This is a genomic window from Mycobacterium sp. ML4, assembly GCF_054515735.1.
This window is the reverse complement of record NZ_JBTNSY010000035.1, coordinates 18,471-41,547: the sequence shown is the minus strand read 5'-3', so window position 1 is coordinate 41,547 and position 23,077 is coordinate 18,471. Positions and strand designations below refer to the sequence as shown.

At 64.7% G+C, this 23,077-nt stretch carries 41 protein-coding genes; 40 read left to right on the top strand and 1 reads right to left on the bottom strand.

Translation table 11 applies throughout. The annotated features are described in order from the left end of the window. The first annotated feature begins 13 nt into the window (after nt 1-13). The 4 genes from ACX9NE_RS26975 to ACX9NE_RS26960 all read left to right on the top strand — a co-directional run bounded on the left by ACX9NE_RS26975 (nt 14) and on the right by ACX9NE_RS26960 (nt 2,111). The gene (locus tag ACX9NE_RS26975) at nt 14-397 is read left to right on the top strand and encodes a hypothetical protein (protein WP_459370927.1); all 384 of its coding nucleotides are present in this window, start codon (nt 14-16) and stop codon (nt 395-397) included. Then, on the top strand, nt 397-618 hold the full coding sequence (locus ACX9NE_RS26970) for a hypothetical protein (protein WP_459370926.1): 222 nt from the start codon (nt 397-399) through the stop codon (nt 616-618). The genes ACX9NE_RS26975 and ACX9NE_RS26970 overlap by 1 nt, the downstream gene beginning before the upstream one ends. 5 nt (nt 619-623) lie before the next feature. Beyond that, nucleotides 624-1,052, top strand: a complete 429-nt coding sequence (locus ACX9NE_RS26965; protein WP_459370925.1) for a hypothetical protein — start codon at nt 624-626, stop codon at nt 1,050-1,052. Nucleotides 1,053-1,382: 330 nt separating this feature from the next. Next, nucleotides 1,383-2,111, top strand: coding sequence for a DNA cytosine methyltransferase (locus ACX9NE_RS26960; RefSeq protein WP_459370924.1), 729 nt, complete (start codon nt 1,383-1,385; stop codon nt 2,109-2,111). A 119-nt stretch (nt 2,112-2,230) separates the two neighbouring features. Here ACX9NE_RS26960 and ACX9NE_RS26955 read toward each other — a convergent pair whose 3' ends face one another. After that, a complete protein-coding gene (locus tag ACX9NE_RS26955) occupies nt 2,231-2,452 on the bottom strand; it encodes a hypothetical protein (RefSeq protein WP_459370923.1) in 222 nt (73 codons plus the stop codon). 47 nt (nt 2,453-2,499) lie between these two features. On the opposite strand from ACX9NE_RS26955, the gene ACX9NE_RS26950 reads away from it, so the two are divergent. The 36 genes from ACX9NE_RS26950 (at nt 2,500) to ACX9NE_RS26775 (ending at nt 22,980) form a co-directional block, all read left to right on the top strand. Continuing rightward, nucleotides 2,500-2,652 carry a coiled-coil domain-containing protein gene (locus ACX9NE_RS26950; protein ID WP_459370922.1) on the top strand — a complete coding sequence of 51 codons (153 nt, stop codon included), beginning with the start codon at nt 2,500-2,502 and terminating at the stop codon, nt 2,650-2,652. Continuing rightward, complete coding sequence (locus tag ACX9NE_RS26945) at nt 2,645-3,121, top strand: hypothetical protein (protein ID WP_459370921.1); 477 nt, start codon at nt 2,645-2,647, stop codon at nt 3,119-3,121. The genes ACX9NE_RS26950 and ACX9NE_RS26945 overlap by 8 nt, the downstream gene beginning before the upstream one ends. Continuing rightward, nucleotides 3,114-3,491 carry a hypothetical protein gene (locus ACX9NE_RS26940; protein WP_459370920.1) on the top strand — a complete coding sequence of 126 codons (378 nt, stop codon included), beginning with the start codon at nt 3,114-3,116 and terminating at the stop codon, nt 3,489-3,491. The genes ACX9NE_RS26945 and ACX9NE_RS26940 overlap by 8 nt, the downstream gene beginning before the upstream one ends. Then, entirely contained in the window at nt 3,484-3,888 is a 405-nt protein-coding gene (locus ACX9NE_RS26935; protein ID WP_459370919.1) for a hypothetical protein, read from the top strand. Before ACX9NE_RS26940 ends, ACX9NE_RS26935 begins: the two co-directional genes overlap by 8 nt. Continuing rightward, complete coding sequence (locus ACX9NE_RS26930) at nt 3,881-4,333, top strand: hypothetical protein (protein WP_459370918.1); 453 nt, start codon at nt 3,881-3,883, stop codon at nt 4,331-4,333. Before ACX9NE_RS26935 ends, ACX9NE_RS26930 begins: the two co-directional genes overlap by 8 nt. Next, nucleotides 4,326-4,535, top strand: coding sequence for a hypothetical protein (locus ACX9NE_RS26925; RefSeq protein ID WP_459370916.1), 210 nt, complete (start codon nt 4,326-4,328; stop codon nt 4,533-4,535). The genes ACX9NE_RS26930 and ACX9NE_RS26925 overlap by 8 nt, the downstream gene beginning before the upstream one ends. Next, nucleotides 4,528-4,725, top strand: coding sequence for a plasmid mobilization protein (locus tag ACX9NE_RS26920; protein ID WP_459370915.1), 198 nt, complete (start codon nt 4,528-4,530; stop codon nt 4,723-4,725). Before ACX9NE_RS26925 ends, ACX9NE_RS26920 begins: the two co-directional genes overlap by 8 nt. After that, complete coding sequence (locus tag ACX9NE_RS26915; protein ID WP_459370914.1) at nt 4,718-5,353, top strand: hypothetical protein; 636 nt, start codon at nt 4,718-4,720, stop codon at nt 5,351-5,353. The genes ACX9NE_RS26920 and ACX9NE_RS26915 overlap by 8 nt, the downstream gene beginning before the upstream one ends. Further along, nucleotides 5,346-5,702: a DUF4326 domain-containing protein gene (locus ACX9NE_RS26910; RefSeq protein ID WP_459370913.1), complete on the top strand. Its 357-nt coding sequence runs from the start codon at nt 5,346-5,348 to the stop codon at nt 5,700-5,702. The genes ACX9NE_RS26915 and ACX9NE_RS26910 overlap by 8 nt, the downstream gene beginning before the upstream one ends. Further along, nucleotides 5,695-6,375: a DNA-methyltransferase gene (locus ACX9NE_RS26905; RefSeq protein ID WP_459370912.1), complete on the top strand. Its 681-nt coding sequence runs from the start codon at nt 5,695-5,697 to the stop codon at nt 6,373-6,375. The genes ACX9NE_RS26910 and ACX9NE_RS26905 overlap by 8 nt, the downstream gene beginning before the upstream one ends. Nucleotides 6,376-6,535: 160 nt before the next feature. Beyond that, on the top strand, nt 6,536-6,904 hold the full coding sequence (locus ACX9NE_RS26900) for a hypothetical protein (protein ID WP_459370911.1): 369 nt from the start codon (nt 6,536-6,538) through the stop codon (nt 6,902-6,904). 227 nt (nt 6,905-7,131) lie between these two features. Beyond that, entirely contained in the window at nt 7,132-7,347 is a 216-nt protein-coding gene (locus ACX9NE_RS26895) for a hypothetical protein (protein ID WP_459370910.1), read from the top strand. Then, complete coding sequence (locus tag ACX9NE_RS26890) at nt 7,344-7,682, top strand: FDXHR family putative zinc-binding protein (protein ID WP_459370909.1); 339 nt, start codon at nt 7,344-7,346, stop codon at nt 7,680-7,682. The genes ACX9NE_RS26895 and ACX9NE_RS26890 overlap by 4 nt, the downstream gene beginning before the upstream one ends. Then, on the top strand, nt 7,679-8,011 hold the full coding sequence (locus ACX9NE_RS26885) for a hypothetical protein (protein WP_459370908.1): 333 nt from the start codon (nt 7,679-7,681) through the stop codon (nt 8,009-8,011). The genes ACX9NE_RS26890 and ACX9NE_RS26885 overlap by 4 nt, the downstream gene beginning before the upstream one ends. Nucleotides 8,012-8,159: 148 nt before the next feature. Continuing rightward, nucleotides 8,160-8,426, top strand: a complete 267-nt coding sequence (locus ACX9NE_RS26880; RefSeq protein WP_459370907.1) for a hypothetical protein — start codon at nt 8,160-8,162, stop codon at nt 8,424-8,426. Nucleotides 8,427-8,613: 187 nt separating this feature from the next. Continuing rightward, entirely contained in the window at nt 8,614-9,237 is a 624-nt protein-coding gene (locus ACX9NE_RS26875; protein ID WP_459370906.1) for a hypothetical protein, read from the top strand. A 195-nt stretch (nt 9,238-9,432) separates the two neighbouring features. Continuing rightward, the gene (locus tag ACX9NE_RS26870) at nt 9,433-9,681 is read left to right on the top strand and encodes a hypothetical protein (RefSeq protein ID WP_459370905.1); all 249 of its coding nucleotides are present in this window, start codon (nt 9,433-9,435) and stop codon (nt 9,679-9,681) included. A 37-nt stretch (nt 9,682-9,718) separates the two neighbouring features. Beyond that, entirely contained in the window at nt 9,719-10,759 is a 1,041-nt protein-coding gene (locus ACX9NE_RS26865; protein WP_459370904.1) for a hypothetical protein, read from the top strand. Nucleotides 10,760-10,975: 216 nt separating this feature from the next. Then, the gene (locus ACX9NE_RS26860) at nt 10,976-11,818 is read left to right on the top strand and encodes a DNA-methyltransferase (protein WP_459370903.1); all 843 of its coding nucleotides are present in this window, start codon (nt 10,976-10,978) and stop codon (nt 11,816-11,818) included. 40 nt (nt 11,819-11,858) lie between these two features. Continuing rightward, on the top strand, nt 11,859-12,239 hold the full coding sequence (locus tag ACX9NE_RS26855; RefSeq protein WP_459370902.1) for a hypothetical protein: 381 nt from the start codon (nt 11,859-11,861) through the stop codon (nt 12,237-12,239). A 443-nt stretch (nt 12,240-12,682) separates the two neighbouring features. Beyond that, nucleotides 12,683-13,273 carry a hypothetical protein gene (locus tag ACX9NE_RS26850; RefSeq protein WP_459370901.1) on the top strand — a complete coding sequence of 197 codons (591 nt, stop codon included), beginning with the start codon at nt 12,683-12,685 and terminating at the stop codon, nt 13,271-13,273. Then, nucleotides 13,273-13,587 (top strand): hypothetical protein, encoded by a 315-nt coding sequence (locus ACX9NE_RS26845; protein ID WP_459370900.1) that lies wholly within the window; start codon nt 13,273-13,275, stop codon nt 13,585-13,587. Before ACX9NE_RS26850 ends, ACX9NE_RS26845 begins: the two co-directional genes overlap by 1 nt. Continuing rightward, complete coding sequence (locus ACX9NE_RS26840; RefSeq protein ID WP_459370899.1) at nt 13,584-13,895, top strand: phage tail assembly protein; 312 nt, start codon at nt 13,584-13,586, stop codon at nt 13,893-13,895. Before ACX9NE_RS26845 ends, ACX9NE_RS26840 begins: the two co-directional genes overlap by 4 nt. Further along, nucleotides 13,883-14,149, top strand: a complete 267-nt coding sequence (locus ACX9NE_RS26835; protein ID WP_459370898.1) for a hypothetical protein — start codon at nt 13,883-13,885, stop codon at nt 14,147-14,149. Before ACX9NE_RS26840 ends, ACX9NE_RS26835 begins: the two co-directional genes overlap by 13 nt. Nucleotides 14,150-14,944: 795 nt before the next feature. Further along, the gene (locus ACX9NE_RS26830) at nt 14,945-15,235 is read left to right on the top strand and encodes a hypothetical protein (RefSeq protein ID WP_459370897.1); all 291 of its coding nucleotides are present in this window, start codon (nt 14,945-14,947) and stop codon (nt 15,233-15,235) included. Nucleotides 15,236-15,539: 304 nt separating this feature from the next. Continuing rightward, the gene (locus ACX9NE_RS26825) at nt 15,540-16,868 is read left to right on the top strand and encodes a terminase (RefSeq protein ID WP_459370896.1); all 1,329 of its coding nucleotides are present in this window, start codon (nt 15,540-15,542) and stop codon (nt 16,866-16,868) included. Between the two features lie 21 nt (nt 16,869-16,889). Continuing rightward, the gene (locus tag ACX9NE_RS26820; RefSeq protein WP_459370895.1) at nt 16,890-18,302 is read left to right on the top strand and encodes a phage portal protein family protein; all 1,413 of its coding nucleotides are present in this window, start codon (nt 16,890-16,892) and stop codon (nt 18,300-18,302) included. Next, a complete protein-coding gene (locus ACX9NE_RS26815) occupies nt 18,293-19,516 on the top strand; it encodes a head maturation protease, ClpP-related (protein ID WP_459370894.1) in 1,224 nt (407 codons plus the stop codon). Before ACX9NE_RS26820 ends, ACX9NE_RS26815 begins: the two co-directional genes overlap by 10 nt. A gap of 2 nt (nt 19,517-19,518) precedes the next feature. Then, nucleotides 19,519-19,887, top strand: a complete 369-nt coding sequence (locus ACX9NE_RS26810; RefSeq protein ID WP_459370892.1) for a capsid cement protein — start codon at nt 19,519-19,521, stop codon at nt 19,885-19,887. Nucleotides 19,888-19,922: 35 nt separating this feature from the next. Further along, the gene (locus tag ACX9NE_RS26805; protein WP_459370891.1) at nt 19,923-20,867 is read left to right on the top strand and encodes a phage major capsid protein; all 945 of its coding nucleotides are present in this window, start codon (nt 19,923-19,925) and stop codon (nt 20,865-20,867) included. Continuing rightward, nucleotides 20,864-21,190 (top strand): hypothetical protein, encoded by a 327-nt coding sequence (locus tag ACX9NE_RS26800; RefSeq protein WP_459370890.1) that lies wholly within the window; start codon nt 20,864-20,866, stop codon nt 21,188-21,190. Before ACX9NE_RS26805 ends, ACX9NE_RS26800 begins: the two co-directional genes overlap by 4 nt. Then, nucleotides 21,190-21,429 carry a hypothetical protein gene (locus ACX9NE_RS26795; RefSeq protein WP_459370889.1) on the top strand — a complete coding sequence of 80 codons (240 nt, stop codon included), beginning with the start codon at nt 21,190-21,192 and terminating at the stop codon, nt 21,427-21,429. Before ACX9NE_RS26800 ends, ACX9NE_RS26795 begins: the two co-directional genes overlap by 1 nt. Nucleotides 21,430-21,444: 15 nt before the next feature. Continuing rightward, entirely contained in the window at nt 21,445-21,813 is a 369-nt protein-coding gene (locus ACX9NE_RS26790) for a hypothetical protein (RefSeq protein ID WP_459370888.1), read from the top strand. Beyond that, entirely contained in the window at nt 21,813-22,223 is a 411-nt protein-coding gene (locus ACX9NE_RS26785; RefSeq protein WP_459370887.1) for a hypothetical protein, read from the top strand. The genes ACX9NE_RS26790 and ACX9NE_RS26785 overlap by 1 nt, the downstream gene beginning before the upstream one ends. Beyond that, nucleotides 22,223-22,528: a hypothetical protein gene (locus ACX9NE_RS26780; RefSeq protein WP_459370886.1), complete on the top strand. Its 306-nt coding sequence runs from the start codon at nt 22,223-22,225 to the stop codon at nt 22,526-22,528. The genes ACX9NE_RS26785 and ACX9NE_RS26780 overlap by 1 nt, the downstream gene beginning before the upstream one ends. Further along, the gene (locus tag ACX9NE_RS26775; RefSeq protein WP_459370885.1) at nt 22,525-22,980 is read left to right on the top strand and encodes a hypothetical protein; all 456 of its coding nucleotides are present in this window, start codon (nt 22,525-22,527) and stop codon (nt 22,978-22,980) included. The genes ACX9NE_RS26780 and ACX9NE_RS26775 overlap by 4 nt, the downstream gene beginning before the upstream one ends. Nucleotides 22,981-23,077 lie beyond the last annotated feature (97 nt).

Sequence of the window (23,077 nt, the reverse complement as noted above, 5' to 3'; positions counted from 1 at the left end):
ACCCTCCCCCCGAATGACCCTCGTCGACCACGGAGTTGAGCACGGCATCCAGTGGGTCACCTGCCAAGCACCGCTCTTCGGGGCGGTCAACGGCTACGTGAAGATCCCCGCCGGCCACCACTGGCATGGTTTGGACTACGACGAGATCGACGTTGAGGTCCACGGTGGCCTGACCTACGGCGGTGGGCCGAGTGGCTGGATTGGATTCGACTGCCTGCACTGCGGCGACTTCTGGCCTGGGTCGCCCAGATACGGCGGCGAGTCACTGCCTTCAGATCGGGAGTGGACCGACGAGATGGTGGTGGAAGAAGCGCGCTCACTGGCCCGCAAGGTCGCTGCAGCCGCGTACGAGAACGCCGAGCTGTCGGGATCATGCGCCGCATTGGAGACGGAGTAATGACCGCCGAACCCCGCATCCCCGCCGAGCATTACGTCATTGCCGACCGGCTCGTTGCCGAACTCGGCGAACTGCGTCCGCACGAGCTGAACCTGCCATACGCCAAGGCCAAGCTCGCCATCGCCGACATTCACGCGCGGCTGGCGCAGTGCCAGCCCATGGTCGGGAATGTCTATGTCAGAAACGCCGTCGTCAACAACCAACCAACCGAAGGGATCTGAACACCGTGCCAATCATCAAGGACATGCCCGCCGACATCCCGACCACGAATGCGCTCGCGTCGATTCCGGACGACCTGCTTGGCCCAGCGCCGGCCACCATCCGCATGTCCGGCAAGGACATGCTTGTCATGGACAGGCCGCCAGAGATGGGCGAGTTCGTCAAGATGGAAGTGACGATGCGGTGCAAGAACGACGGCCGCACACTGCTGGCCGATGGCGGGATAGAGCATTACCGCGTAATGACTTTCGTCGCAGCCAAGGTCACCACCGAGCCGTATAAGCCTGAGCCCGAGGACACCCCGCCGCCCAACGATGATCCGGCGATGTTCGACGAGGACGGCAACATCCCCGACGACGGAGACGAGCTGGAGGACATCGCGCCGGACAGCGGGCTTGACGAGTTCGACCCCGAGTTCAGTCACAACGGGAAGTAGCCATGACAGAGGGTGCGAAACAGCGCATGGGCGACGGAATCTGGTTAGACCAAATCCCACACGAGCCAGCCCCGGTGAACTGTGTTGAGTGCGCAAACCCTCTACTTCCGTTGCACGCGATGTGCGCAGTTGTCGGGGGCGAGCCAGTAACACCACTGTGCCGCGCGTGCTTTGAGAGCCTGACGGACGGTGCGGCATGACTGATACGGAGCAGGTTCTCCAAGCTGTTCTTGAGCAACCGTTGGGGCTCTTGTCTTACTGGGAAAGCAAACCGGGCCGGGTTCAGGCTGACGTGGAGACGGTGCTTGAGAAAGCAATAGCGGGGCTGCCATGACCCTCAACGTCCTCTCCCTGTTTGCCGGAATAGGCGGCCTCGAACTCGGCCTCGAACGCGCCGGGATGACCGTCGTCGGGCAAGTCGAAATCAACCCGTTCTGCCGGCAAGTCCTCGCCAAGCACTGGCCTGACGTTCCCCGGCACGACGATGTACGCACCGCGGTTGAGTGGTGGGAAAGCGAGACACGGCCTGATGTCGACATCATCTGTGGGGGATTCCCCTGCCAGCCATTCTCCCTCGCAGGGCGCCGTAACGGCCTCGCTGATGAGCGGTGGGGATGGCCGTGGATGCGGGACGTTATTGACGCTGTTCGACCTCGATACGTCCTCATCGAAAACGTGGCAGCGCTGCTTAGGGACGCTGAAGCAATTTCGATCGTTCTCGGCGACCTTTCCAGCCTCGGGTTCGATGCGGAGTGGGATGTTGTATCAGCGTGCTCGGTGGGTGCCCCACACCGACGCCGACGCCTGTTCGTTGTGGCGTACCCCTGTGGCTCGGGATTACAAGGGCTACACCAAACGCGAGGGCGAGTCGATCTGCAATCAGTTGCGCCGCTTGTACGGCGGGACTGGGCGCCCGAACCCGCGTTGGATCGAGTGGCTTATGGGATTCCCCGTCGGCTGGTGCGTGATGACATCCAAGCCCTCGGAAACGCCGTAGTTCCACAGGTATCTGAGCACATCGGCCGCCAGATCATCGCCGCGAACGAGGTGGCCGCGTGACCCACCTCGACAGCAGTTCGCGTACCACGGTCGACACGTCGCGGCCTTCGAGCGCCGCTTTGTCTTTCGCGGCCGACCAGAGTTCGTCGTCGATGCGGACATTCCGCAGCGTGGTTCCCCTAGGCAACGGCGGATTCCATGTCGTTAACGATCGCGCGGACCAGTTCCGCGTCAGCCTCGGTGGTGCGGACAATCATCGGGCCGCCGACGCCGGCTGGGCGGTTTGGCCGATGGACACTGAACGCGGGACGGCGGCCAAGGTTTTTTGCGTGGCGATCGTAGATGCGGTCGAAGTGCTCGGAGTTGTATGCCGCGCTGCTGATAAGAAACTCGATTCCCATATCCGTAGTGTACCTACACGTGTACCTACACGCAAGGGGGTTTCGGCATGACTGTCACTGACATTTCCCCTGAGGCTGCCGAGTTGGAGCGTCTACGTGATGAGAACGCGGAGCTTCACCTGCGGGTCATGGAGCTTGAAGCGGCGAACCGGGAGTTGGTTACGGAGTTGGCATGGAACAACGGAGGCATCAGTGAGTGAGCTGATCGGCGGTAAGTGGACTCCTGTCGAACCCCTGGCAGTGATGTGGAATCCGGAGTCTGACACCGACTACCAGGTGATCACCATCCAGATCGCCGACCACTACGGAATGAATGCCCACAGGGAGGCGTCAGTGAGTGACCGGGTTGACGTGGTAGCGCAAGCGATCTGGCGGGCTGGCTACCCACGCGAGAGCGACGGGCGGACGTGGCACGACCTTGTCAACAAGCGGTACTTCCGCGCAATGGCCCAAGCCGCTATCGACGCACTCGAACTCACCACCGAGGAATGGGGATACTCGTGGGCTCCGGGTAAGGAATGCGAGGGGCTCCACGCGGGTGAGTCGCTGGAAGAAGCTCAGCGAATCATCGACGCACTCAACGGCCTATACCCCGCTGCCCCCAACTTGCGATACCCAGTTTCCCGTCTGGTGTCTCCGTGGGTACGGAAGGACAACAGCGATGAGTGACGACATCATCGCCCGCGCCGAAGCCGCGCTGGAAGGCGTCACAGACGGGCCGTGGGTTTCCGAATACTCAGGCGAGCAGGGCAACTGCGTTATCCCGCACGACGCCCAGTCGACGCGGGAAGCCGTCTGCACTACCCATCTGTACTACCAGGCGGCCGACGCCGCGTTCATCGCTGCTGCTCGTTCTCTTGTCCCTGAGTTGGTTGCTGAGCTGAAAACCACACGGGCGCAACTGGAAACCCTGCGGGCCGGACTGACGCGCGTCGAGCACTTCGCGCGGATCGTGGCACACACCACCCGTCACGACAAAGAACGGTACTGGCTGGACCTACTTGCGTTGATTGAGCGAGCGGAGGTCGCTGATGTCTGACATCCGCGCGCTGATGATCGAAGCGCTACGCGACACACCAGACCTCGTGGCGCACCGCTTCATCGACACAGACGGAGAGTGGTCATTCAAGCTCCACGGCGTTGACGAAGTGGCCGAGCGCGCCACCGACGCCATCCTTGCCGCGCCTGGTGTCACCACCATCGCATTACCAGAACCCACCAGCACCCGCGAGGACGATCAGGACGACGAATCAGCGCACCGACTCGGGTGGCAGAACGGAAGCCCCTACTACATAACGCAATGGGGTTATCCGAATGAAGTTCAAATCGCCTACGACGGAGAGGCGCTTGAGCCGATAGACGTCAACGAGGCCCGCTTCCTCGCTGCTGCTTTGTTGGCGGCTGCGGATGCGGCAGAGGCGGTTACTGATGCCTGAGCGCCGCTACGTGTACCGCGTCGTCGTCGACCACTGGCCCACGCCAGACGGGAAACCGTTCGCCGACCAGCCACTGGATTGGTGGGAGTTAATCGCGGCCTGCGCAACCAATAAGCACGCCGATCCTGAATGCTCCTGCCCCTCGTGGCTTCCCGAGAACTTGACCAAGTATCTGGCGTACCCAGCGAGCTACGACTGCCCCGCATATCTCGACCAACCCAAGTACACCCGCCGTGTTGGTGACGACGGCGAAACGCCCGACTACGCAACCGGTTACCCAGGAGCGCCTGGCTACGACGTCATCGCCGTGCCTATCGCGCCAACACGCCGATTCATGCAACACAGCGGTCCGGCCGCGATGGCCAAGCAGCTCTGCGAGTGGGGCTGCCGGGCGCACGTGGAACGCGCGGAGGTCGGAGCATGGGAGGCGGCGAACAATGGCTAAGCCCTACGCCTACATGTGCACCTTGTGCGACCACCTCGCCACCAGTCACCGGGCAATCCCAGGCGCCGCCATCGTCGAGGGGCCATACGCCTGCACCTACACCGGCTGCACCTGCGAAATCAGCCAAACCACACCGTTATACGGGATGGACGAGGCCACTTACAACATCAGGTACAGGCCAGAGGCGGTGAACAATGGCTGACGACAAACAGGAACGCCGACGCACCGGATCTGAACGCAGACAACGAACCACAGTCGTCGCGGTGCGGCTCCTACCGACCGAGCGGGCGGCACTGCAGGTGGTGGCCAGCCAACGCGGCGTCAGCATCTCCGAGTTGGTTCGGGCTAGCGCACTGGCGGAAGCGCAGAAGGCGGCGGTGGGGAATGACTGAGCCGCAAAGCACAGACCTCAAGGCTATTATGCGATCCCACCAACAGATCCTCGACGTCTGCAACGACCCCGACCTCAACGGCGACCAAAAGCTGTTCGCAGTCCTCGCACTAGCGGTCATCCACGAGCGCAGAGCCGCTGGCCGCAAAAGCGTGAAACACCGCAGCATCTTCCGCTCAATAGCCGCCCTCAGCAACAAGCCGGATCCCAACTGGTGGATACGCCGAGTCATCGAAAAGGACATCCCGCGCTACGACTGCCCACCACCGCCAGACGACGGCTGCCTCGCTCCCATGATCCAGCGCGAAGGCCCCTGCGGAAAACGTGCCATCGTTAGAGGCCAGGACCGTGATCCGCTCACCGGCGAAGCAACCCCGTACGCATTCTGCTCGCGCCACCGAAACCACCGCGACGACTGGCAAATACAACAGAACCTAAAGCAGTGGGTCGAAAACGGGCGCCCCTCCCCGCCGCCCAACGCCGGCGGCATCCTCCGGCGCTACCTCGACACCGACTGGGACCACCTCTACCGATGGGCCGCCCCCTACATCACGCCACTCGAAGGCGCGAAGCCGCCTACCCTGCCAAAGCCGAACCTGCGACTCATCACAGGAGGCGACAGTGCCTGAGCGAATCCAACTGCGCCGCACCAAAGGCGGTCAGAAACCCGAAGGCGCGATCGTCGTCGCCCGGCCGAGCAAGTGGGGCAACCCGTACACCATCGCGATGATGCGCGAACGGATCAACGCCGTGAAAGAAGCCCTCGGTACCACTGATACAGACCTCGATCCGCGGCAGATGGCTGTCGAAGCATTCCGCTGCGACCTAACCTACGGGCCCGACTCGATCTGGTGGTGGTTCGGGCCACTCCGGATAACCGGTGATCTGCAAGAGCTCCGCGGCCGTGACCTCTGCTGCTGGTGCAGGCTCGACCAGCCGTGCCACGCGGATGTGTTGTTGGAGTTGGCCAATGCCTGAGCCGTACTACACCGACGAGCAGGTCACACTGTTCCTGGGCGACTGCCTCGACGTCACCGACTGGCTGCAAGCTGATGTGCTGGTCACAGACCCGCCATATGGGCGCGGATGGCGGCAAGGCGCGAACATGAACCAGAGTCGAAACAGTCGCCCACACGATGGCATTCAGAACGATCATGACACCACCACGCGCGACGCCACACTGACGCTCTGGGGAAAAGAGCGGCCCGCTATCGCGTTTGGATCGCCACACATTGCCGCACCAAAAGGCATTCGCCAGACACTCATCTGGAAGAAACCGGTCGACTCAGGCGTGGTCGGTTCCACACTCGGGTACAGGACCGACTACGAGCTGATATTCCTACTCGGACAACATGTTCAACGCCCAGCGGCGCGCTCGTCCATCCTTGAAAGTCGCTGCGGGACTCGGCGCTATAACCCAGTTGCGGGCGGCAGGGGACACCCCCATTCCAAGCATGTGGCCATCCTCGAGCAGCTCATCGAATGGACGAACGGCACCGTCGCCGACCCCTTCGCCGGTTCCGGCTCCACCCTCATCGCCGCCCGCAACCTCGGCCGCCGCGCCATCGGTGTCGAAATCGAAGAACGCTACTGCGAAATCATCGCTAAGCGTCTTGACCAGATGTGCCTGGACTTCGGGAGCGGCGCATGACCACCCGTGAGGAGCGTGCACGCCGGTACCGGGCGGGGTTGTGCGTCACGTGCGGGGAGAAGCCGTACAGCGCAGGGCGGCCACGGTGTGTGACACCTGCCATCGGGCGCATGTGACGCCATTTGAGCCGGGACTAACGAGACGACAGGAGATGAAATAGGTGGCGCTGCAATGGATTCGCCTCGACACGACTTTTCCGGAGAACCCGAAAATCATGGAGCTTGTCGACTCCAATCAACACCGCGTGGTCGTCGCGCACGTCTCGATGATGTGTCATATCGGCAAGACGGAGACGGACGGCTATTTCCCAGAGGGCGCACTTCGCCGATACGCGATCACGAAGAAAGATGCCTACGCCGCAACGGATGTCGGGCTATGGGTGCCGAGGCCCAGTGGCTTCGCGATCAACGACTGGGCGGGCCACAACCCCGTCGACGCTGCCGCCCAGGCGCGCAGTGACAAGGCCAGTAGGGCTGCCCGCAAGCGGTGGGACCAAGAGAAGGGACGCGGCGATGAAGCTGCCAGTTAGCACATGCCCCAAGCATTCCCAAGCATCCAATCGAGCATATGCCCCAGCGATGCTCAGCGATGCTCCAGGCAATGCACATACAGACAGACAGACTTACAAACATCAACTCACCCTGAGTGACTATCCCCGGCTTGAGAACGCGCGCAGGGGGGCAGCACGAATTTCGCCACTCAGGGGTGAAAGCGCGACACCGGCCGCGCTGCGCGCGAGCCTGATCGGAGTTTCCCATGCCTGACCGCGACCGATTCGCCTCAATGGCCGACCTCGACGACACCGGCAACGCCCACCTCGCCCCGGCCGCCCGTGCCCGCTGCCCGCTCTGCGACGACGACGGTTACCGACTCCCGGCCCGGCGCGTGATCTGCGACCACAAGCGCCACGAGAACGTCGGCCGGGCCCAGCGTGAGCACATCCGGAAGATGTTGGCGAAGGGGAAGAAATGACCGCCGTAGAACGATTCTCAGCCACGCAAGACCCCTCCCCAGTGTCATCTATCCAGACCACCCCTGAAAATCGCTCAGCGCGCGACAGAAGCACGGAAAACCACGTCTGCTGCGCCAGCTGCGGGGCGTGGTGGACAGGATTGGCCGCTGCGCACTGCTCCGGGTGCCACCAGAGCTTCACGTCGGTGGGCGCGTTCGACCGCCACCGCAAGGGCTTCGAGTGCTGCGACCCGGAGACGTTGCGGACGGAATCGGGCGAACCCGCGTTCGTCGTCGCCGACCGATCCTGGCCCGGCTGGTCGCTGCCCGGCACGTGGGAAGGGCCACGAAAATGACCACCGAAGCAGCCACCCTGCAAGCCCTCGACTGGACCGACTACCGCTGCGCCTGCGCCCACCACCCCGGCGGCTGCACCAATCGCGCGGGCTACGTCGTGTCCATCCACGCCGTGCACCACTGCAACGACGCGAGGCTTGACCCGTTCGGCAACTACGTCGAGGTCCGCTGCGCCGAATGCGTGCGCCGGTTACAGGTCCATGTTCGCGACGCCCTGGCCCGGCTCGCACCGTGGGGCAGCCCGCCATGCCAGAGCTGCCGGGCACCCATCACGCGGGTGTCCGATGTCGTCCGTTCCGTCGAAAGGTTGGGCCAGTCATGCCGTTGAAACACCTGCGCGTCTGCGATCACTGCGACAAAGTCCGCTGGGCCCCGTGTGGCGTCTCATGCCGCGTGCCGTTCGAGGGTGACCCGAAATCGTGGCTGGACAACATGCAGCACGGGGCCGGGGAGATGCTGCGGGGGCCGGTGACGCGATGAGTGACCGCTTCCGCATCCACAAGACCGACGCGCCGGTGTTTCCGTGGGCGATGGACTATCCGGCGGGATTCTCTGACGGCCCTTGCGGTGTCGCGTGCAGCTCGTTTGAGTTCGCGGTGGCCGAGTTCATCAAGGCGGCAGACCGGCAGTGCCCGATGTGCCTGCGCGGCGCGGTGGTGGACACCGACTGGGGATGGAAGTGCGAGGCGTGCGGCTCGTACGACGTCGCGGTGGGCTGCGTTGGGCCGGAGGTGGTGCGGTGAGCTACGACAACGGCCTTTGCGACGACGGCCCCGAATGCCCGTATCGGCCAGTGTGGACGCTCGAACACCGAGGCTTCACCCCGACTCACGAACTGGCATGTGACGCACACCTTGCGACGCGAACGCGAGCGCTGATCGAAGCTAATCACGGCGGCACTGTCATGGTGCGCCGCTGGGGGGTCTGGCCGTGAGCATCATTCTGGGCCTCGACCCGTCGCTCACTAGTTGCGGCGTCGCCATCCTCCGCGACGGCCGCCCGATTCTCCTGCGCTCGATCGGCACCAGCCCTGACATCAAGGACTGGGAGCACCGCGTGCGCCGGATCACCCGCCAGACATGGAACATTGTGCGGCTCATCGAGACAACGCTGGCCAAGCGTGTCGGGCCGGGTGTGCTGCCGGACCTCGCGATGATCGAAGCGCCGCTGACGTTCGACACCGGCGGAGATGCCTACGACCGGTACGCGCTGTTCGTCGAGCTGATGCGGCAGCTGCAGCACTGGAAGACGCCGGCCGTAGTGGTCAACAACCTCACGCGCTGCAAGTGGGCCACCGGCAAGGGCGGCAAGAGCAGCAAGGAAATCACACGCGCGCAGCACAAGCGCGAGGTCATGCTGGCCGTGCGGGAGACATGGGCGCCGTGGGCCGCGCACATCACCAACGACGATATTGGCGATGCCTTGACCCTTGCCGAGGCCGGAGCGCGGTATCTCGGTGAACCCCTTCACTTTCCGCCGCGCAGACGGCATATCGAAGCCATGCACAACTCGATCGACTGGCCAGAAGGGATTGCCCAACGTGCGAACGTGTGAGCTGCCAGATTGCGACCGGAAGCAAGACATCCCGCAGCAGAATCGACGACGCCCCACCTCTGACAATCAAACCTTCCACCGCTGGCTACCCACCGACGATGACATCTACGGCAGCCTGTTTGGGCCACAAGCGTTGGCGGCGCGCATGTTTGGGCGGCTCAATCCGCATTGGTATCTCAACGGGGGCGACAAGCAGTGAGCGACCTAGATCGGCTGCAAGAGCTGCTGATTGAGCAGTATGCGACCTGGCGCACGAACCCAGCCATCGACCTTAATGACCCAACCGTGAAGTTCGTGGGCGACCTCGCGCAACTCGTCATTGGCCTGGTCGCCATCCAACAAGGGACCGAGCGCCGCGTTAGCCGCGCCGAGAAGTGCTGCCCGAGCTACCCGAACGGCCCGCAGTGGGGACATGAATGGAGCTGCCCAAAATGCCCAGACTGACGCCGCCGGCTGGTGCGACTGACGAAAGCGAGGGCCAGTGACCCAGTGCCAGTCCTGCACCGCCGAGGCGACCCTGTTCATCTGCCCGCGCTGCATCGACGAGTTCCGCGCAGCCCTACGCTCTCTCGCGTTCGGCCCCATGGTCGCCGGCCGCCCGACCGCGGGCCTGCTCGACGCGCTCAATGACGTGGTGACGCGCCAGACGTGCCTCGGTGGCGGCGGTGGTCATCGCAAGCGCGGGGATGAACTTCCCGATCCTTTCGAGCCCGATGCCGCCGACAGCACCGCCGACAAAGAAAAGCTGACGCGCCAGGGCCAGGCGAGCAGGCTACTGCGCGAGGCTCGCAACACGCTGACCACCATCGTGCGCGACGTGCTCGAAACGCGCGGCGTCGAGATCCGCCGGGCGTTCAAGGTGGTCGACCGCGACACGGCCGGACCGCTGCTGCCTGGGTGGCGACGTGCTGGGAATGATTGGCGGCCAACGTTGCCCGAGATCGCGAATTGGCTTGCGGTGCACGTGCATTCGCTGGCGTGTGACGAGTCGGCCGGACAGTGGAAGCGTGATGCTGACGGGCTGGTCAAGAAAATCGAGAAGGTGATTGACCGGCCTCCGGCACCGCGATTCTGTGGGCAGTGCGACACGAAGATTGACCGGAAAATCTGCGGGCTGATGCTCTATGCGCGCCGGGAAGCGATCGAGGTCACCTGCTCAAATCCGGTGTGCCGCACCACGCACAATATTGAGGCGCTCTATAACCGTTGGCGCAATGCCATTGACTACCAGATCGTTTCGCGCGATGAGATGATCGGCAACCAGCGCGCGGCGAATCCCGAGCTGCACAACACCGGGATCATGGGCGCGCTCGACGAAGAGGTCCGCTGGCAGACGTTCAACCGCTGGATTCGCGACGGGCATCTGCGGCCGGTGCGCTACCTGCGCCCGAACGGCCGTCGCGGGTTCTTCCGGCATGGTCCCGAGGATGAGCCCGAATACCGCGTGGGCGATGTGCGGCGGGTGCGGCGCAAGATGGCGCAGAGCAATCCGGTGCCGCGAAAGTCAGGGGTGAAGGCGTGAGCGCCTGCGACAGAACCTGCGAATCACAGTGCGACGGTTGCCATGACCTCGACAACTGCGTACCCGCCACCACCCAGTACGGAGACCTGATTCTCTGCACGGCCTGCCGCGCGAAGTACCCCGCGTGGCAGCCCTGGCGAATCGACCCGGAAACCGGCGAATACATCGACATCTACCCACCAGGTAGTTGACCGTCCGCATGATTATCGGCGAAAGATGGAGATGACGAGCAAACTGCATTACAGCGACGATCAGGTGACGCTGTATCTGGGCGACGCACTATCGGTGATCCGCGAATTGCCAGACGGTGCTGTCGACTGTGTCGTCACCAGCCCCCCGTACTACTCGCTACGGGATTACGGCGTCGAAGGCCAGTATGGGCTGGAAGCGTCCCCGACCGAATATGTCGAGACCATGCGCGCAGTCTTCGCCGAGCTCCGCCGCGTCCTAGCCGACGACGGCACACTCTGGCTCAACCTCGGAGACTCGTACTACAGCGGTCGCGGCAACCCTGGCAAAGGGTCGGTAGACCGCAAGAATCGGTCTCGTCGCGGATGGGCTCGCCCGCTAGATAAGCCGGGGCAATCGTGGGCCAAACCTAAAGAGCTGCTCGGCATTCCGTGGCGCGTTAGCCAGGCGTTGACGGCAGACGGATGGCGACTCCGCAGCGCCATCACCTGGCACAAGGTGGGTGCCCTGCCTGAACCAACCGCGAAGGACCGACCGAACAACGATTGCGAGATGGTGTTCCTCTTGGTCAAGTCGCGCAACTACTGGTTCGATCCGGAGTCCGCGAATCTTGGTGCGGTGTGGTCAATTCCAGTCGAACGGGCACGTCCCGGCCATCCGGCACCGATGCCGATCGCCCTTGCGGAGCAGTGCATTACTGCCGGATGCAAGCCGAGCGGTGCAGTGCTCGACCCATTCGGCGGCGCAGGGGCGACCGGGGTGGCTGCGCTCAACCTCGGTCATCGCTACGTCGGTATCGATATCAAGCCGGAGTATGTCGAGCTTGCCCGTTGCCGGTTGCAGCAAAGATCGCTGGAATGCCCAGCCTGACATATGACCACCTACCCGGCGAGATACAGGAGAGGCAACGATGAGCGATTGGCACGGCACGACAGGTCGCGACGACCTGGTGGGCGGCGGTGATGGTACTCAATACAGTACGACTATTGAGGGCATCACGCTCTGCTCTACCAAGCCCTTCACGGACGACGAAAAGCATGCTCTCGCCGAGTATTTCCGGCTGCTCCACGAGAAGCGTGGAGTCGACGCGGAAGTCGAACGCCGTCGCGGACTGATCGTGTTGCGTGACGAGGACGGCGAAATAGCGGACACATACATGGCCGACTGCGCCTGCAACCATGCCTGGGAAACCCACCCGGACACGGGCTGCTCTGGCCTCGACAGCTACGGCTGCGAATGCGAATGCCCCGGCTACGAACCGAACGACATCTGTGACGAGGACGACCAGTGAGACTTGTCGTATGTCCCCTCGACAGCTGTCGCGACCCCAGCCACCGTGGCAAGCCGGGTGTCGTCCACACACCGCGCGGCCTGGGGCCGAACAGGTTAAGCGCGGTGGCTGCCGTCAACTCACGCAGCCACCCGCCAACGGTCCATGAGGACGACGATGAGGGCGATTGCGTGGCCTGCGGCGGTCCCTGCGAATTGTAAGTGCAGCAAACCACTACTTAACGCAAGAACGGAGGATCGGTAGTGCTCATCGGGTTGGCGAAGCTCGCGCTACTCCTGTTCATCGCATGGCAGATACACCAGATGATCTGGCACGACCCACAGTCGTGGACCTGACAGGAAGGAGTGATGATGGGTAATCCGCCGGCGGCACTACCGGCGCGCCGGTTCATGACACAATGGCCGATTCTGTCAGAAAGCTGCTATCCTGCCGATGAACCGCGTATGGGACGTTTGCCGTCCCCGGAATCCGGTTCCCGCGCCGCCACTGCCGAGCAGGGCGGCGCGTTGCGTTACCAACAGCCGACCCCCCAGGAGCGACCTTTGTCGACCGCACTCGTGCCCATTCCGCAGCCCGATCAGGCGGCCGTCGAGATCATCGCCCAGGCGCTCGCCGGCGGATTGACTCACCCGGGCGACGAGAAGACCGGCGCCATCGTGCTTCCACTGCCGATGTTCCGCACGTCGAACATCCCGCCGGAGATGGCCGCGCACTTCGCACAAGAAGCCGGCCTGCCGCATGCCGACATCGCCAGGCTGACCGCCGAGGCGATCGTGCACACGCTCAGTCAGAGCAACAAGGTGGTCGTCGACACCGCCGAGCTGAACCGGCTGCGCACGGTGGACGCCGCGGCTGAGCCGGAACGCAAACGACCGGTGCACTTCCACTGCCACTGTGGAGCGCCGCTGGTGAACCTCAACGTGACCGATCTCGACACCGACAAGCCCAAGGTGTTCGGCCGCCAGCTCGTCACCGCGCTGCAGCAGTTGCATCCGGACTGTGCGCTGGGGCACCGGCCGCCGGAGGTGAGCTGATGCCCCACATGGTCGTGACCGTCGACGATGAGACCCGCTTCGACGGCGAGATTGCAGACTGGCAGCTACCCGAGCGGCCCGAGGTGTTCCCGTCGGCGGTGCGAGCAGCCTTCGACCCAAGCATCCCGCCGACGCCGATGGCCAAACTGTTCATGCTGACCATGCTGGTGCAACTGATCATGAGCACACTGGAAAACCCGAAGCTGCAGCCGCTCGAGGTGGACATGCAACTGCGGGGCCCGGGTTGCTTCACCCTGACCGTGGACACGCCGGCACCGGCAACACCAGCGCTCGAGGCAGGAGCCGACCAGTGAGCACACTCGACGAACTGCGCCAGGAAGTCGACGCCAAACACCCGCACGTTCCGATCGGGCTCAGCGACGGCACCGAGGCGGTACTGACCCCACTGCTACGCCTGCCGCAGACGGTGCGCGACACGGTCATGGCCAAGCTCGCAGACCTCGACAGCCAGGACGCCAGCGTGGACGAGCAGGCCAACCGGCAGGCACACATCGCTGCCGACGTGCTGCGACTGGTGGCCGACAAGGGCGAGCAGCTGGTGGCCGAACTCGACGGTGACATGGTGCTGACCATGAAGGTGCTGGGCAAGTGGCGGGCGTAGCCGTCATCGCCAGCACGATTCAACGGGCCACGCTGATTACGCGCCGCATGGTTCAGCCTGGTGTCATTGCCATGTCGCCGCGCAGCATCCGGCGCGGAGCGGGTCGTGGTCTCACCCTGACCGAGGTGCTGGTCGACGACAGTGCGTGGCCACTGGCTCCGGACGTGCGAGCCGCCATCGAGCCATGCCTGATCGCAAGCAATGGGGGCATCCACCACTACCATGGCAACAGCCAAGCGCAAGACGCAGACTGAACTCGGGCTCGGCTGGCGACACCGCCAAGCAGCGGACAACCTACGGGACAACCACCGCGACGGCTGCCCGTGCGACTGGTGTGGTCGGCCGATGTTTCGGGACCGGACGAGGAACTGGGACTACGACCCGGCGTCTACCAATCCGATCAGTGGAGTGCTGCAGGCAGACCACTCGAAGATGACCAGGTCAGAGGCCATTCGACGAGGGTTGCCGATCCCACTGCCCGACCGACTGCTGCATGGTGAGTGCAACCGACAACGTGCAGATGGGCGCAACGACCACCTCGCTGCATCAGGCAAGAGTGCAGCACCGACGATGACAGAGCTCTACATGCCATGGCCGACAACGTTCAGTGCATGATGGTAAGCGATATGCATTGCGGCACAACGGCATTACCGACCATGGTGTGTGCCAAATGTGTTGCAGCACAGTGCGATCCGGCGGTGTGTGTATTGCCATGCGATGCAACAACATTCGGGCAAGGCAGGCTCGCGAAATGCGTTGGTGCACAACGGGATAGGCTCTGTCAGAATTATCAGACCGGGGGGGGTGTCGAGTCGCGCGACGAACGTCGCGACTTTTTCACACACGGGGCGAAAGTTGTTGCAACATATGGCTTTTCGCACGCCAATCGCATTGCGGCACAACGGATTTCGTGCACGCGCACTAGCGCCAGCAAACACGGTGCAACGCACAGCCATTCGCGACGAAATGCGTTGCAAAACAACGGATTTCAGCGTTAGATGGTTGCGCGAAAGTCCACTGCCGCAACACCTTCGGCGGGTGACCGTTTGGTGGCTGAGCTGGCCAAGGATGATGACCCGTTCGCGATCACGCTGCTGATCGAAGAGGCCGCGCAGGTGGCCAACTTCCTTGAGCGGTTGCGACCGGTGCTCAACGGCGAGCGAACCGCGTGGCTCGAGGTGAAGCTGCCCGCGAAGACGGTGGAGGTGGTGGTGACGAATCCGCTCGTTCAGTACCGCCAGCTTTCCGAGCACCTGCGCAAGCTGATGGTGACGATTCACTCCCAGCGCGCGTCGATTCCCGGCGATCCCGATGACGGCGACGACCCTACCGCGGTCTGAGTCGGCGCCGGCCGAGCATCCCTGGCCGGAGTTCGTCGGTGCGTGGCCCCGGCTTCGCGGCCGGCAGGAGCCGGAGTTTGAGTCGCGGCACCCGGGCGATGAGTCTGAGGGTGACCGGTGCGCGGAGTTCGGCTACAACATGGCCCGCTCGCACGGGACCAAGACGCGCTGCATGCCGTGGCAGTGGTCGACGATCCGCGGCATCGTGTCGCTGCAGCCGCCCAACGAGTACGGCGAGCGCGTCTGGACTCACCGCGACGTGTGCATCGAGGCCACCCGTCAGCAGGGCAAGACGCTGATCGTCGTGCTGCTGATCCTGTTCTACCTGTTCGTGGTGCCGGTCGTCGGCCGGTCGCGACCGCTGAAGATCGTCTACACCGCGCAGCGCTGGTCGACCGCCAAGGACGTGTTCGACCGCGTCGTCAAGGTGATCAACCGGGTGCCGCATCTCAAGCGCAAACTGGCCAGGCCGCCGTCGACCCGGGCGAACCACGGCGTGATCGAGGTGGTGACGCGGCGCGACCGCAACAGCAAGCCGATCGAGACGGCGGTGGCCGAGTTCGCGCCGCGCTCTCAGGAGTTCGGCCGTGGCGTCACCGAGTTGGACATCCTGTTCCTTGACGAGGCGTACGACATCGACCCCGGCATTGAGAACGACCTGACGGGCGCGCAGTCGGCCTCGGAGAACCCTCAGACCATCTACCTCTCGACGCCGCCGGTGTTCTTGAAGCACCCGAAGTGTCAGAGCCTCGCGGACATGCACCGGCTGGGCCACGCGCGGGCGGCGGACCTGTTCTACCAACTGTTCGGCGCACCGCGGCACATGTCGCGCGATGAACCGGAGACCTGGATGACGGCGCAGCCGTCGTTCGGGGTCGCGACGGACGAACGCGAGATCCGCAGCAAGCGGCAGAAGGCGAAGACGGTTGTCAAGCGAGCGATTTTCGACGCCGACTATTGCGGCTGGGGCGACTACCCGCCGCCGGAGCGCGAAGAGGATTCGGAGATTCCGGCCGAGCAGTGGCTGGGCATGCGCACCGAGATCGTCGGGGCGCCGGTGCTGACCGGTAGCCCGGCCGTGGGTCTGGCGCTGGACAGCTCGAGCGGCATCTGGCGCGTGACGGCGGCGTGGCGCACCGAGGCGGGCCGGGCGCACCTGGAACTCGGCAGCCTGACCGCGCCGACGCCGGTGGTGGTCCGGGCGGTGTTCGACCTCGTCGCGGCCTGGAATCCGGCGGCGGTGGCGATCAAGTCGCGCAGCGACGCGGCGGCAATCCGCGCGGAGCTGATCAAGGCCGGTGTCGAGCCGGAGATGGTCGACGGCGGGGTGTGGTCGCAGTGGTGCGGCTCGTTCCTCAACGGTGCGCGGGCGGGCAAGTTCTCGCACTGCGACCAGCCCGCCCTCAACGACGGCGTGAGCGCGGCGGTGCGCAAAGAGATGCCGGCCGGCGGGTTCGTCTGGAATGAGACACAGGCGGGCGGGTACGGCGCAGCGCTGGTCTCAGCCACGTTGGCTTACGGCGCGCTGCTGACGTTCGGAAAACCGGCCAAGCGGAAGACTGTCGCGCCGCGCAGTGCCGCGCAGCGCCGCTCGCGCAGCACCGACCTCGACCTGATGAAAGCCGCGTTCTAACCACCTCGCGAAAGGAGCAGTATGGCCCCCAAGACCGTTGCTCCGCGCACCGAGAAGGGTTACGTCAACCCTGTTCCCGGCACTCTGGCTGGCTGGGGCCTGCCGTTCGACCTGTACGAGCAGAACCTTGATCTCACCTGGCCGAACTCCGTGTGGACCTACGGGCGGATGGTGCGCGAGGACGCCCGTATTTCCTCCGTCTTGCGGGCACTCGGGTTGCCGATTCGGCGTACACCGTGGCGGATCCGGCCCAATGGGGCAAAGAAGACGGTCGTCAAGCACGTCGCGACCAGCATGGGTCTACCGATCGAGGGTGATGACGAGGATCGGCCCACGCCGCGGCGCAAAGGCAGCTTCTCGTGGTCACAGCACCTGCAGCAGGCGCTCACGGCCCAGCAGTTCGGCCACGCGGTGTTCGAGTTGGTGTACCGCCCGACCGACGACGGCCGGTTTCACCTCCACAAGCTGGCCCCGCGCCCGCAGTCGTCCATTGCCTACTGGAATGTGGACCGTGACGGCGGGCTGATCTCAATTCAGCAGTGGCCGGCGGGCACCTTCGGCGGCCCCGGCATGGTGGTGATGGCACCGACACAGATGGGTCCGGCGATCGAGGTGGACCGCCTGGTGGTCTACACCCGCGACATGGACCCCGGCGTGTGGGTCGGCAACAGCTTGCTACGCCCGGCCTACAAGCACTGGCGCTGGAAAGACGAGCTGATGCGGATCGAGGCCGCCGCGGCCCGTCGGCACGGCATCGGCGTCCCGGTGATCAAGGGCAACGCCGCGGATTCCGGCGACGAAGACCGCATGACCGAGTTACTTGAGATCGCGTCGAACTACGGCGGCGGCGAATCGGCCGGCCTGGCGCTGACCGAAGACGAGGAATTCGTGATCGCGTCGCCCAACGGCACGCCGATGGACCCGCGCCGCGCGATCGAATACCACGACCACCAGATGGCGTTGGTCGCGTTGGCGCACTTCCTCAACCTCGAAGGCAAGGGCGGCTCCTACGCGCTGGCCAGCGTCCAGGCCGACACCTTTGTGCAGTCGGTGCAGACGGTGGCCGAGGATATCCGCAATGTCGCCCAGGCCCACGTTGTCGAGGACATCGTTGACCGCAACTGGGGGCCGGATGAGCCCGCCCCGCTGCTGGTGTTCGACGAGATCGGCTCGCGCCAGGATGCCACGGCCGCAGCGCTACAGATGCTGGTCAACGCCGGACTACTGACACCTGACGAGCGGCTCGAAGCGTTCCTGCGCTCGGCCACCGGCCTGCCGGCGCCCGACCCCGAGACCGAGCGGGGCGGTGAGGAGGACGGCGCGGCCGGCGCGTCCCAATCTGGCGCGGCAGCAGCCGCCCGCGCCCGCGCCCGCGGCCGAAGCCCCAAGGACCGACGCAAGAATCCAGATGGAGCGCTACCGCTATGGGACTAGATCACGAGCACGGTCGTCGGTGGTATGAGATCCGCAACGCCGCCGAGTCTGACACCGGACCCGCCGAACTGCTGATATACGACGAGATCGATTCATGGTTCGGGGTTGCGCCCGAGCAGCTCGTCAAAGACCTGGCCCGGGTCGACGCCGAGCGCGAGGTGGTCGTGCGGATCAACTCACCCGGCGGCTACGTCTATGACGGCATCACGATTCTTAACGCCCTGCGTGGCCGCCAGGGCAAGGTGACCGTCGTGGTCGACGGGCTGGCGGCCAGCGCCGCCTCGTTCATCGCAATGGCCGGCGATGAAGTGGTGATGAACCGCAACGCCGAGATGATGATCCACAACGGTCACGGCCTGGTTATCGGCGGCTTCGAGGACATGCGCAAGATGGCCGACAACCTCGAACGGCTCAACCGCAACATTGCCAGTATCTACGCCGAGAAGGCGGGCGGCACCGTCGAGGACTGGCTGGCCGTCATGGCTGCCGAGACCTGGTACACCGCCGATGAAGCGGTTGAGGCCGGACTGGCCGATCGCGTCGAAGAATCACCTCAGCGTGACGCCGCAGCAGCGGCGAAAACCAAGGCGCGGGCGAAGGCCCTCGCCGTCTTCCACTACCCCGGCCGTCAGGCCGCCCCCGCGCCGCGGATCGCCGCGCGGGCACAGACCCCTCAGCCTGTCGAGGCCGAGGCAACCCAAGGAAAGGAGCCCATCGTGGCATCCCTGAATGAGAGCGCGCTTCAGAAGCTCGGCCTCGACGCCGAAGCCGATGAGGCAGCAGTGGAGGCGGCAATCGACGCACTCACGTCCGAGCCGACCCCACCCGTCGAGCCGACCATCGACGAGGCGGCCAAGGTGGCGGCCAAGTTCGGCATGTCGATGGTCAACACCGCCAAATACGACCAGATGGCCGCCGCCGTGGCACAACTCGAAGCCGACCGCGCTGAGCGCATCAAGGCCGAGGACGAGGCTGCGATCAAGAACGCGCTGGGTACTGGGCGTATCAGCGCCGCCAGCGCCGACACGTGGCGCGGTGAGCTGGCTAAGAACCGCGAGGGCACCCTGGCGCTGCTCAACACCCTGCCGGCCAACAGCGCTGTCCCGGTGTTCGAGACCGGCCATGGCGTCAGCCGCGAGGACCAGCCGGAGGACGTCGAAAAGGCCGGCGTCTTCGCTCAGATCACCGGTCACGCCTACGGAAAGGACGCCTGATCATGGCCGAGCACACCCCGCACTACTTCCCGGCAGACCGCCTGCCCCGCACCACTTCGGCCACAGTGACCGGAGGTCAAGTCCTGATCGTGTCGGGCAACGACACCGTGGCCCCAATTTCCGCGCCGAGTGAGGCGTGGCTGGGTGTGGCGGGTCATGACGCCGCCAGCGGCGCGCAGGTCGTCGTCTACACCGAGGGCGTGCACCTGGTGCCGGCCTCCGGCGCGATCGCGGCCGGCAAGCCGGTCATCGGCGCTACCGGCGGGGCTGTCGCGGCCTTCGCCAACGGCACCGACGAGCCGGAAGAAATCATCGGAACTGCGCTGTCGGCCGCAGCCAGCTCCAAGGTTCTGATCAAGCTGGGCCGCTGAGGCCCGGGAAACCACTGGAAAGAGAGTAGGTCACCATGCCTCAGTACCCCCCCGGCTCGCCGTCGCTGTCCGGCGATGTCCTGTCGATCAACCGCTTCCTCAAGGACACCCCGTGGGTCGCGCGCGCTCTGCGTGACATCGCCAATGAGCAGTTCGTCTCCGACAAGCTGCTGACCGGTCAGTTCTGGACGGAATCCGGATCGATCGGCTACGAGCAGAACGAGTCGATTTACGCCGACCGCGATCCCAAGGCCGTGCCGCCCGGCGGCGAGTACCCGGTCACCCCCATCAGCACCGGCCCGGCGTCGACCGCCAACACGGTCAAGTGGGGCAATGACGCGCTGCTCACCGATGAGGCGATCAGCCGGTTCCGCTACAACGTGGTTCAGCGGCAATTCCGCAAGCTGATGAACAGCCACATCAAGACCATCGACACCGTGGCGCTGTCCGCGATTGTCTCGGCGGTCACGCAGAACACCGACGCGATCGCCTCGTGGAAGACCGGCGGCGGTACGTCGAAGATCCTGCGCGATGTGATGCGGGCGATCACCAGCATTGTCAACCTGAAGCAGGGCTACATGCCCAACGCGGTGTTCGTCGAGCCGGCGGTGTTCGCCAACGTCGTCTCTGATGACGACCTGATGAAGATCCTGCCCAAGGAATTCCCCGGCGTGCAGGCTACCGCGGTGGTGCAGGGCCTCAACGGCTCACTGATGCGCCAGATCGGCGGCCTGACGTGGATCACCAGCCCCAACGCGCCCGTGTCGGGTAAGGCGCTGGTCGTCGACACCACGGTGTTGGGCGGGTTCGCCGACGAGCGGCTGAACTCCCCCGAGTATGTGCAGGCCGAAAACGGGCTGCAGGTGCTGTCGATTCGCGACCGCGACACCGACGGTTGGCGGATCCGAGCCCGGCGCACCACGGTCCCGATCGTGCTCGAACCGGGCGCGGGCTGGCTGATCAACGGGGTCAACGCATGAGCTTCAAGGTCATTGCGCCGCTGGTGCTGGCCAAGGATCACGAGGGCAAGACGCACCACGTCTACGCGGGCGGGGTCATTGAATGGCTCTCACCCGAGCAGGCGGCGCATTTCCTCGACTCCGGACTGGTCGTCAAGGTCGGCGGTGCCCAGCCCGCCGCCGACCCAGGCGACGACCCCGAGCCCGTGGATAAGCCGAAGCAGGCCGCGCCGAAAGCGTCGTGGGTGGAGTACGCCGTCAACGGCGCACCCGAGGATGAGCGGATCTCCGAGGACGAGGCCGAGGCGATGACCAAGGCCGAGCTGGTGGAGAGGTTCGGCTGATGGCTCTGTTCGACGTGGTTCAGCCGTGCATCGTCGCGGGCAAGCACTACACGCGGCCCCGTGCCGGCGTGGAGATCGACGAGAGCGAGGCCGGGCACTTCGTGGAGTCCGGCTTGCTCGTTCCGCACGCGGCGCCCGAGCCTGTCGCAGACGGCTCCGCGCTGGCCGAGGTCGTCGGTGACCAGCCAGAGTCCGAAGGCGACACCGAACCGCCCCGCCGCAGCGGCCGGGCACGCTGAGACGGGCCGGCGGTCGTGGCCGATCCCTTCCTGACTGTCGACGCCTTCAAGGCTGAGTATCAGGGCACGCTCACAGCGGGCGAAACCACGACCGCCACCCGACTGCTTCAGGTTGCCTCAGACCGCATTCGGGCGCTCAAGCCGGACGCCGACACCGACGCGGCCAAGCAGGTAGTTTTCGAGATCGTCCGCGACGCAGCCAATTACGGCGACCTGGCGGTGCTCTCGGACTTCCAGAACACCACCAGCCGCCGCACCGAGGCCGGGACGTTTGACCAGGCGATGAAGGTGGTCACCGACTACCTTTCCGACAGGCATAAAAAGCTACTCGGCATCCCGCTGCGCGCGGCCCCGCGCGGCAGCTTCAAGAGGTGCGACTACTGATGGGCCGCTTCCGCATTGGCGCCGAGCGTGTGGGCATCGTGACCGACGTGCAACAGCTCGACGGCGACGGCCAACCCGTTGTCACCGCAGCAGGCGAGCCCGTCACAAGCGAAAGCGTCGTCTGGTGGGATGGCTGCACAGTCGAAATGCAGGACGTGGACGAGGCGCAGGGCCTGACCGTCTCCACCTCGGAGACGACGGTGGTCATCGGGCCGGTGGCCGGCGACCAGATCCCCACCGTGGACGACGACGGCAACCCCGCGCCGCTGGCGGTGGCCGACCTGACCGCGAATCTCCGGCTACGCCACGACGGCCGCACTTATGTGATGCGCGGTGATGCGGTGTTGCAGAAGGATATTCGCGGCCGATCGGATCACGTCGAGTGCAAGTGTGAGCACCAGGCGGGCTGATGGCCAAGCTCAGTGACTTCATCCCCCAGGCCGAGATCAACGCCTATCTGGAAACCGCGCCGGAGGTGCTGGCGGGCAAGCTCGAACTGGCCAATGAGGTCGTCGATTACGCGCGATCCATCGCCCCTGAGGACGAGGGCGACTACAAGCGTGGCATCCGGGCGCGGCGCCGCGGTCGCACGGGTGTCTCGGTCGAATTCTCCGACCCCAAAAGCAACCTGATCGAGGACGGCTCCATTCACAACGAGCCATTCCACATCAAGGCCCGGACCGAAGCGCACTTCAAGCAGCAAGAGCTCCTATGACCGAGCCGCTGCTTCACCCGCGAAGCGCGGCCAACGCGGTGTTCTTCACGATTGCGTGGCTGCGGCCGATTGGCGACTCACCATTGCAGTTCGGCTCGAAAAGGTGGTCGGCCGGCAGCCCACTGCCGTACTGGATGCCGACGCGGTTCACCGGTGGAAGCACGATCCTCACCGACTATCCGGTGGTCAGGATCCACACCGTGGCCGACTCGGAGACCGCGGTGCATGAGGCGATGGACCGCGCGAACGCTCGGATGCGGATCCTCGACGAAGACCCGCTGGCGGACGTCCAGATGGACGACGGCAGCACCGCGAATTGCCTGTGGGCCGAGATGATCGAAGGCCCGCGCCCCGACCCCTCGCCGTACTCGTCGGTGATGGCTACCGACCCTGCTGCGGCGGCCGTGTCCAGGTTGGTTTCCACCTGGGCGCTCGCAATACCCCTCGTCTGAGCCTCAGCGCTCAGAACCCCCCATTGTTCTCGCGTGGATAAAGCCCGCGCGGTTAACGGCGCCGTATTTCTCTGCGGTGCTTCACATCCCGTGAAAG

Coding starts and splice junctions, on each gene's coding strand:
- ACX9NE_RS26780 (WP_459370886.1), top strand. CDS start 22,223: ATGGCCAAGCTCAGTGACTTCATCCCCCAGGCCGAGATCAACGCCTAT.
- ACX9NE_RS26885 (WP_459370908.1), top strand. CDS start 7,679: ATGACCACCGAAGCAGCCACCCTGCAAGCCCTCGACTGGACCGACTAC.
- ACX9NE_RS26975 (WP_459370927.1), top strand. CDS start 14: ATGACCCTCGTCGACCACGGAGTTGAGCACGGCATCCAGTGGGTCACC.
- ACX9NE_RS26785 (WP_459370887.1), top strand. CDS start 21,813: ATGGGCCGCTTCCGCATTGGCGCCGAGCGTGTGGGCATCGTGACCGAC.
- ACX9NE_RS26955 (WP_459370923.1), bottom strand. CDS start 2,452: ATGGGAATCGAGTTTCTTATCAGCAGCGCGGCATACAACTCCGAGCAC.
- ACX9NE_RS26880 (WP_459370907.1), top strand. CDS start 8,160: ATGAGTGACCGCTTCCGCATCCACAAGACCGACGCGCCGGTGTTTCCG.
- ACX9NE_RS26895 (WP_459370910.1), top strand. CDS start 7,132: ATGCCTGACCGCGACCGATTCGCCTCAATGGCCGACCTCGACGACACC.
- ACX9NE_RS26935 (WP_459370919.1), top strand. CDS start 3,484: ATGTCTGACATCCGCGCGCTGATGATCGAAGCGCTACGCGACACACCA.
- ACX9NE_RS26960 (WP_459370924.1), top strand. CDS start 1,383: ATGACCCTCAACGTCCTCTCCCTGTTTGCCGGAATAGGCGGCCTCGAA.
- ACX9NE_RS26920 (WP_459370915.1), top strand. CDS start 4,528: ATGGCTGACGACAAACAGGAACGCCGACGCACCGGATCTGAACGCAGA.
- ACX9NE_RS26850 (WP_459370901.1), top strand. CDS start 12,683: ATGGGACGTTTGCCGTCCCCGGAATCCGGTTCCCGCGCCGCCACTGCC.
- ACX9NE_RS26890 (WP_459370909.1), top strand. CDS start 7,344: ATGACCGCCGTAGAACGATTCTCAGCCACGCAAGACCCCTCCCCAGTG.
- ACX9NE_RS26970 (WP_459370926.1), top strand. CDS start 397: ATGACCGCCGAACCCCGCATCCCCGCCGAGCATTACGTCATTGCCGAC.
- ACX9NE_RS26940 (WP_459370920.1), top strand. CDS start 3,114: ATGAGTGACGACATCATCGCCCGCGCCGAAGCCGCGCTGGAAGGCGTC.
- ACX9NE_RS26950 (WP_459370922.1), top strand. CDS start 2,500: ATGACTGTCACTGACATTTCCCCTGAGGCTGCCGAGTTGGAGCGTCTA.
- ACX9NE_RS26775 (WP_459370885.1), top strand. CDS start 22,525: ATGACCGAGCCGCTGCTTCACCCGCGAAGCGCGGCCAACGCGGTGTTC.
- ACX9NE_RS26905 (WP_459370912.1), top strand. CDS start 5,695: ATGCCTGAGCCGTACTACACCGACGAGCAGGTCACACTGTTCCTGGGC.
- ACX9NE_RS26855 (WP_459370902.1), top strand. CDS start 11,859: ATGAGCGATTGGCACGGCACGACAGGTCGCGACGACCTGGTGGGCGGC.
- ACX9NE_RS26800 (WP_459370890.1), top strand. CDS start 20,864: ATGAGCTTCAAGGTCATTGCGCCGCTGGTGCTGGCCAAGGATCACGAG.
- ACX9NE_RS26925 (WP_459370916.1), top strand. CDS start 4,326: ATGGCTAAGCCCTACGCCTACATGTGCACCTTGTGCGACCACCTCGCC.
- ACX9NE_RS26915 (WP_459370914.1), top strand. CDS start 4,718: ATGACTGAGCCGCAAAGCACAGACCTCAAGGCTATTATGCGATCCCAC.
- ACX9NE_RS26930 (WP_459370918.1), top strand. CDS start 3,881: ATGCCTGAGCGCCGCTACGTGTACCGCGTCGTCGTCGACCACTGGCCC.
- ACX9NE_RS26810 (WP_459370892.1), top strand. CDS start 19,519: ATGGCCGAGCACACCCCGCACTACTTCCCGGCAGACCGCCTGCCCCGC.
- ACX9NE_RS26820 (WP_459370895.1), top strand. CDS start 16,890: ATGGCCCCCAAGACCGTTGCTCCGCGCACCGAGAAGGGTTACGTCAAC.
- ACX9NE_RS26795 (WP_459370889.1), top strand. CDS start 21,190: ATGGCTCTGTTCGACGTGGTTCAGCCGTGCATCGTCGCGGGCAAGCAC.
- ACX9NE_RS26815 (WP_459370894.1), top strand. CDS start 18,293: ATGGGACTAGATCACGAGCACGGTCGTCGGTGGTATGAGATCCGCAAC.
- ACX9NE_RS26860 (WP_459370903.1), top strand. CDS start 10,976: ATGGAGATGACGAGCAAACTGCATTACAGCGACGATCAGGTGACGCTG.
- ACX9NE_RS26845 (WP_459370900.1), top strand. CDS start 13,273: ATGCCCCACATGGTCGTGACCGTCGACGATGAGACCCGCTTCGACGGC.
- ACX9NE_RS26805 (WP_459370891.1), top strand. CDS start 19,923: ATGCCTCAGTACCCCCCCGGCTCGCCGTCGCTGTCCGGCGATGTCCTG.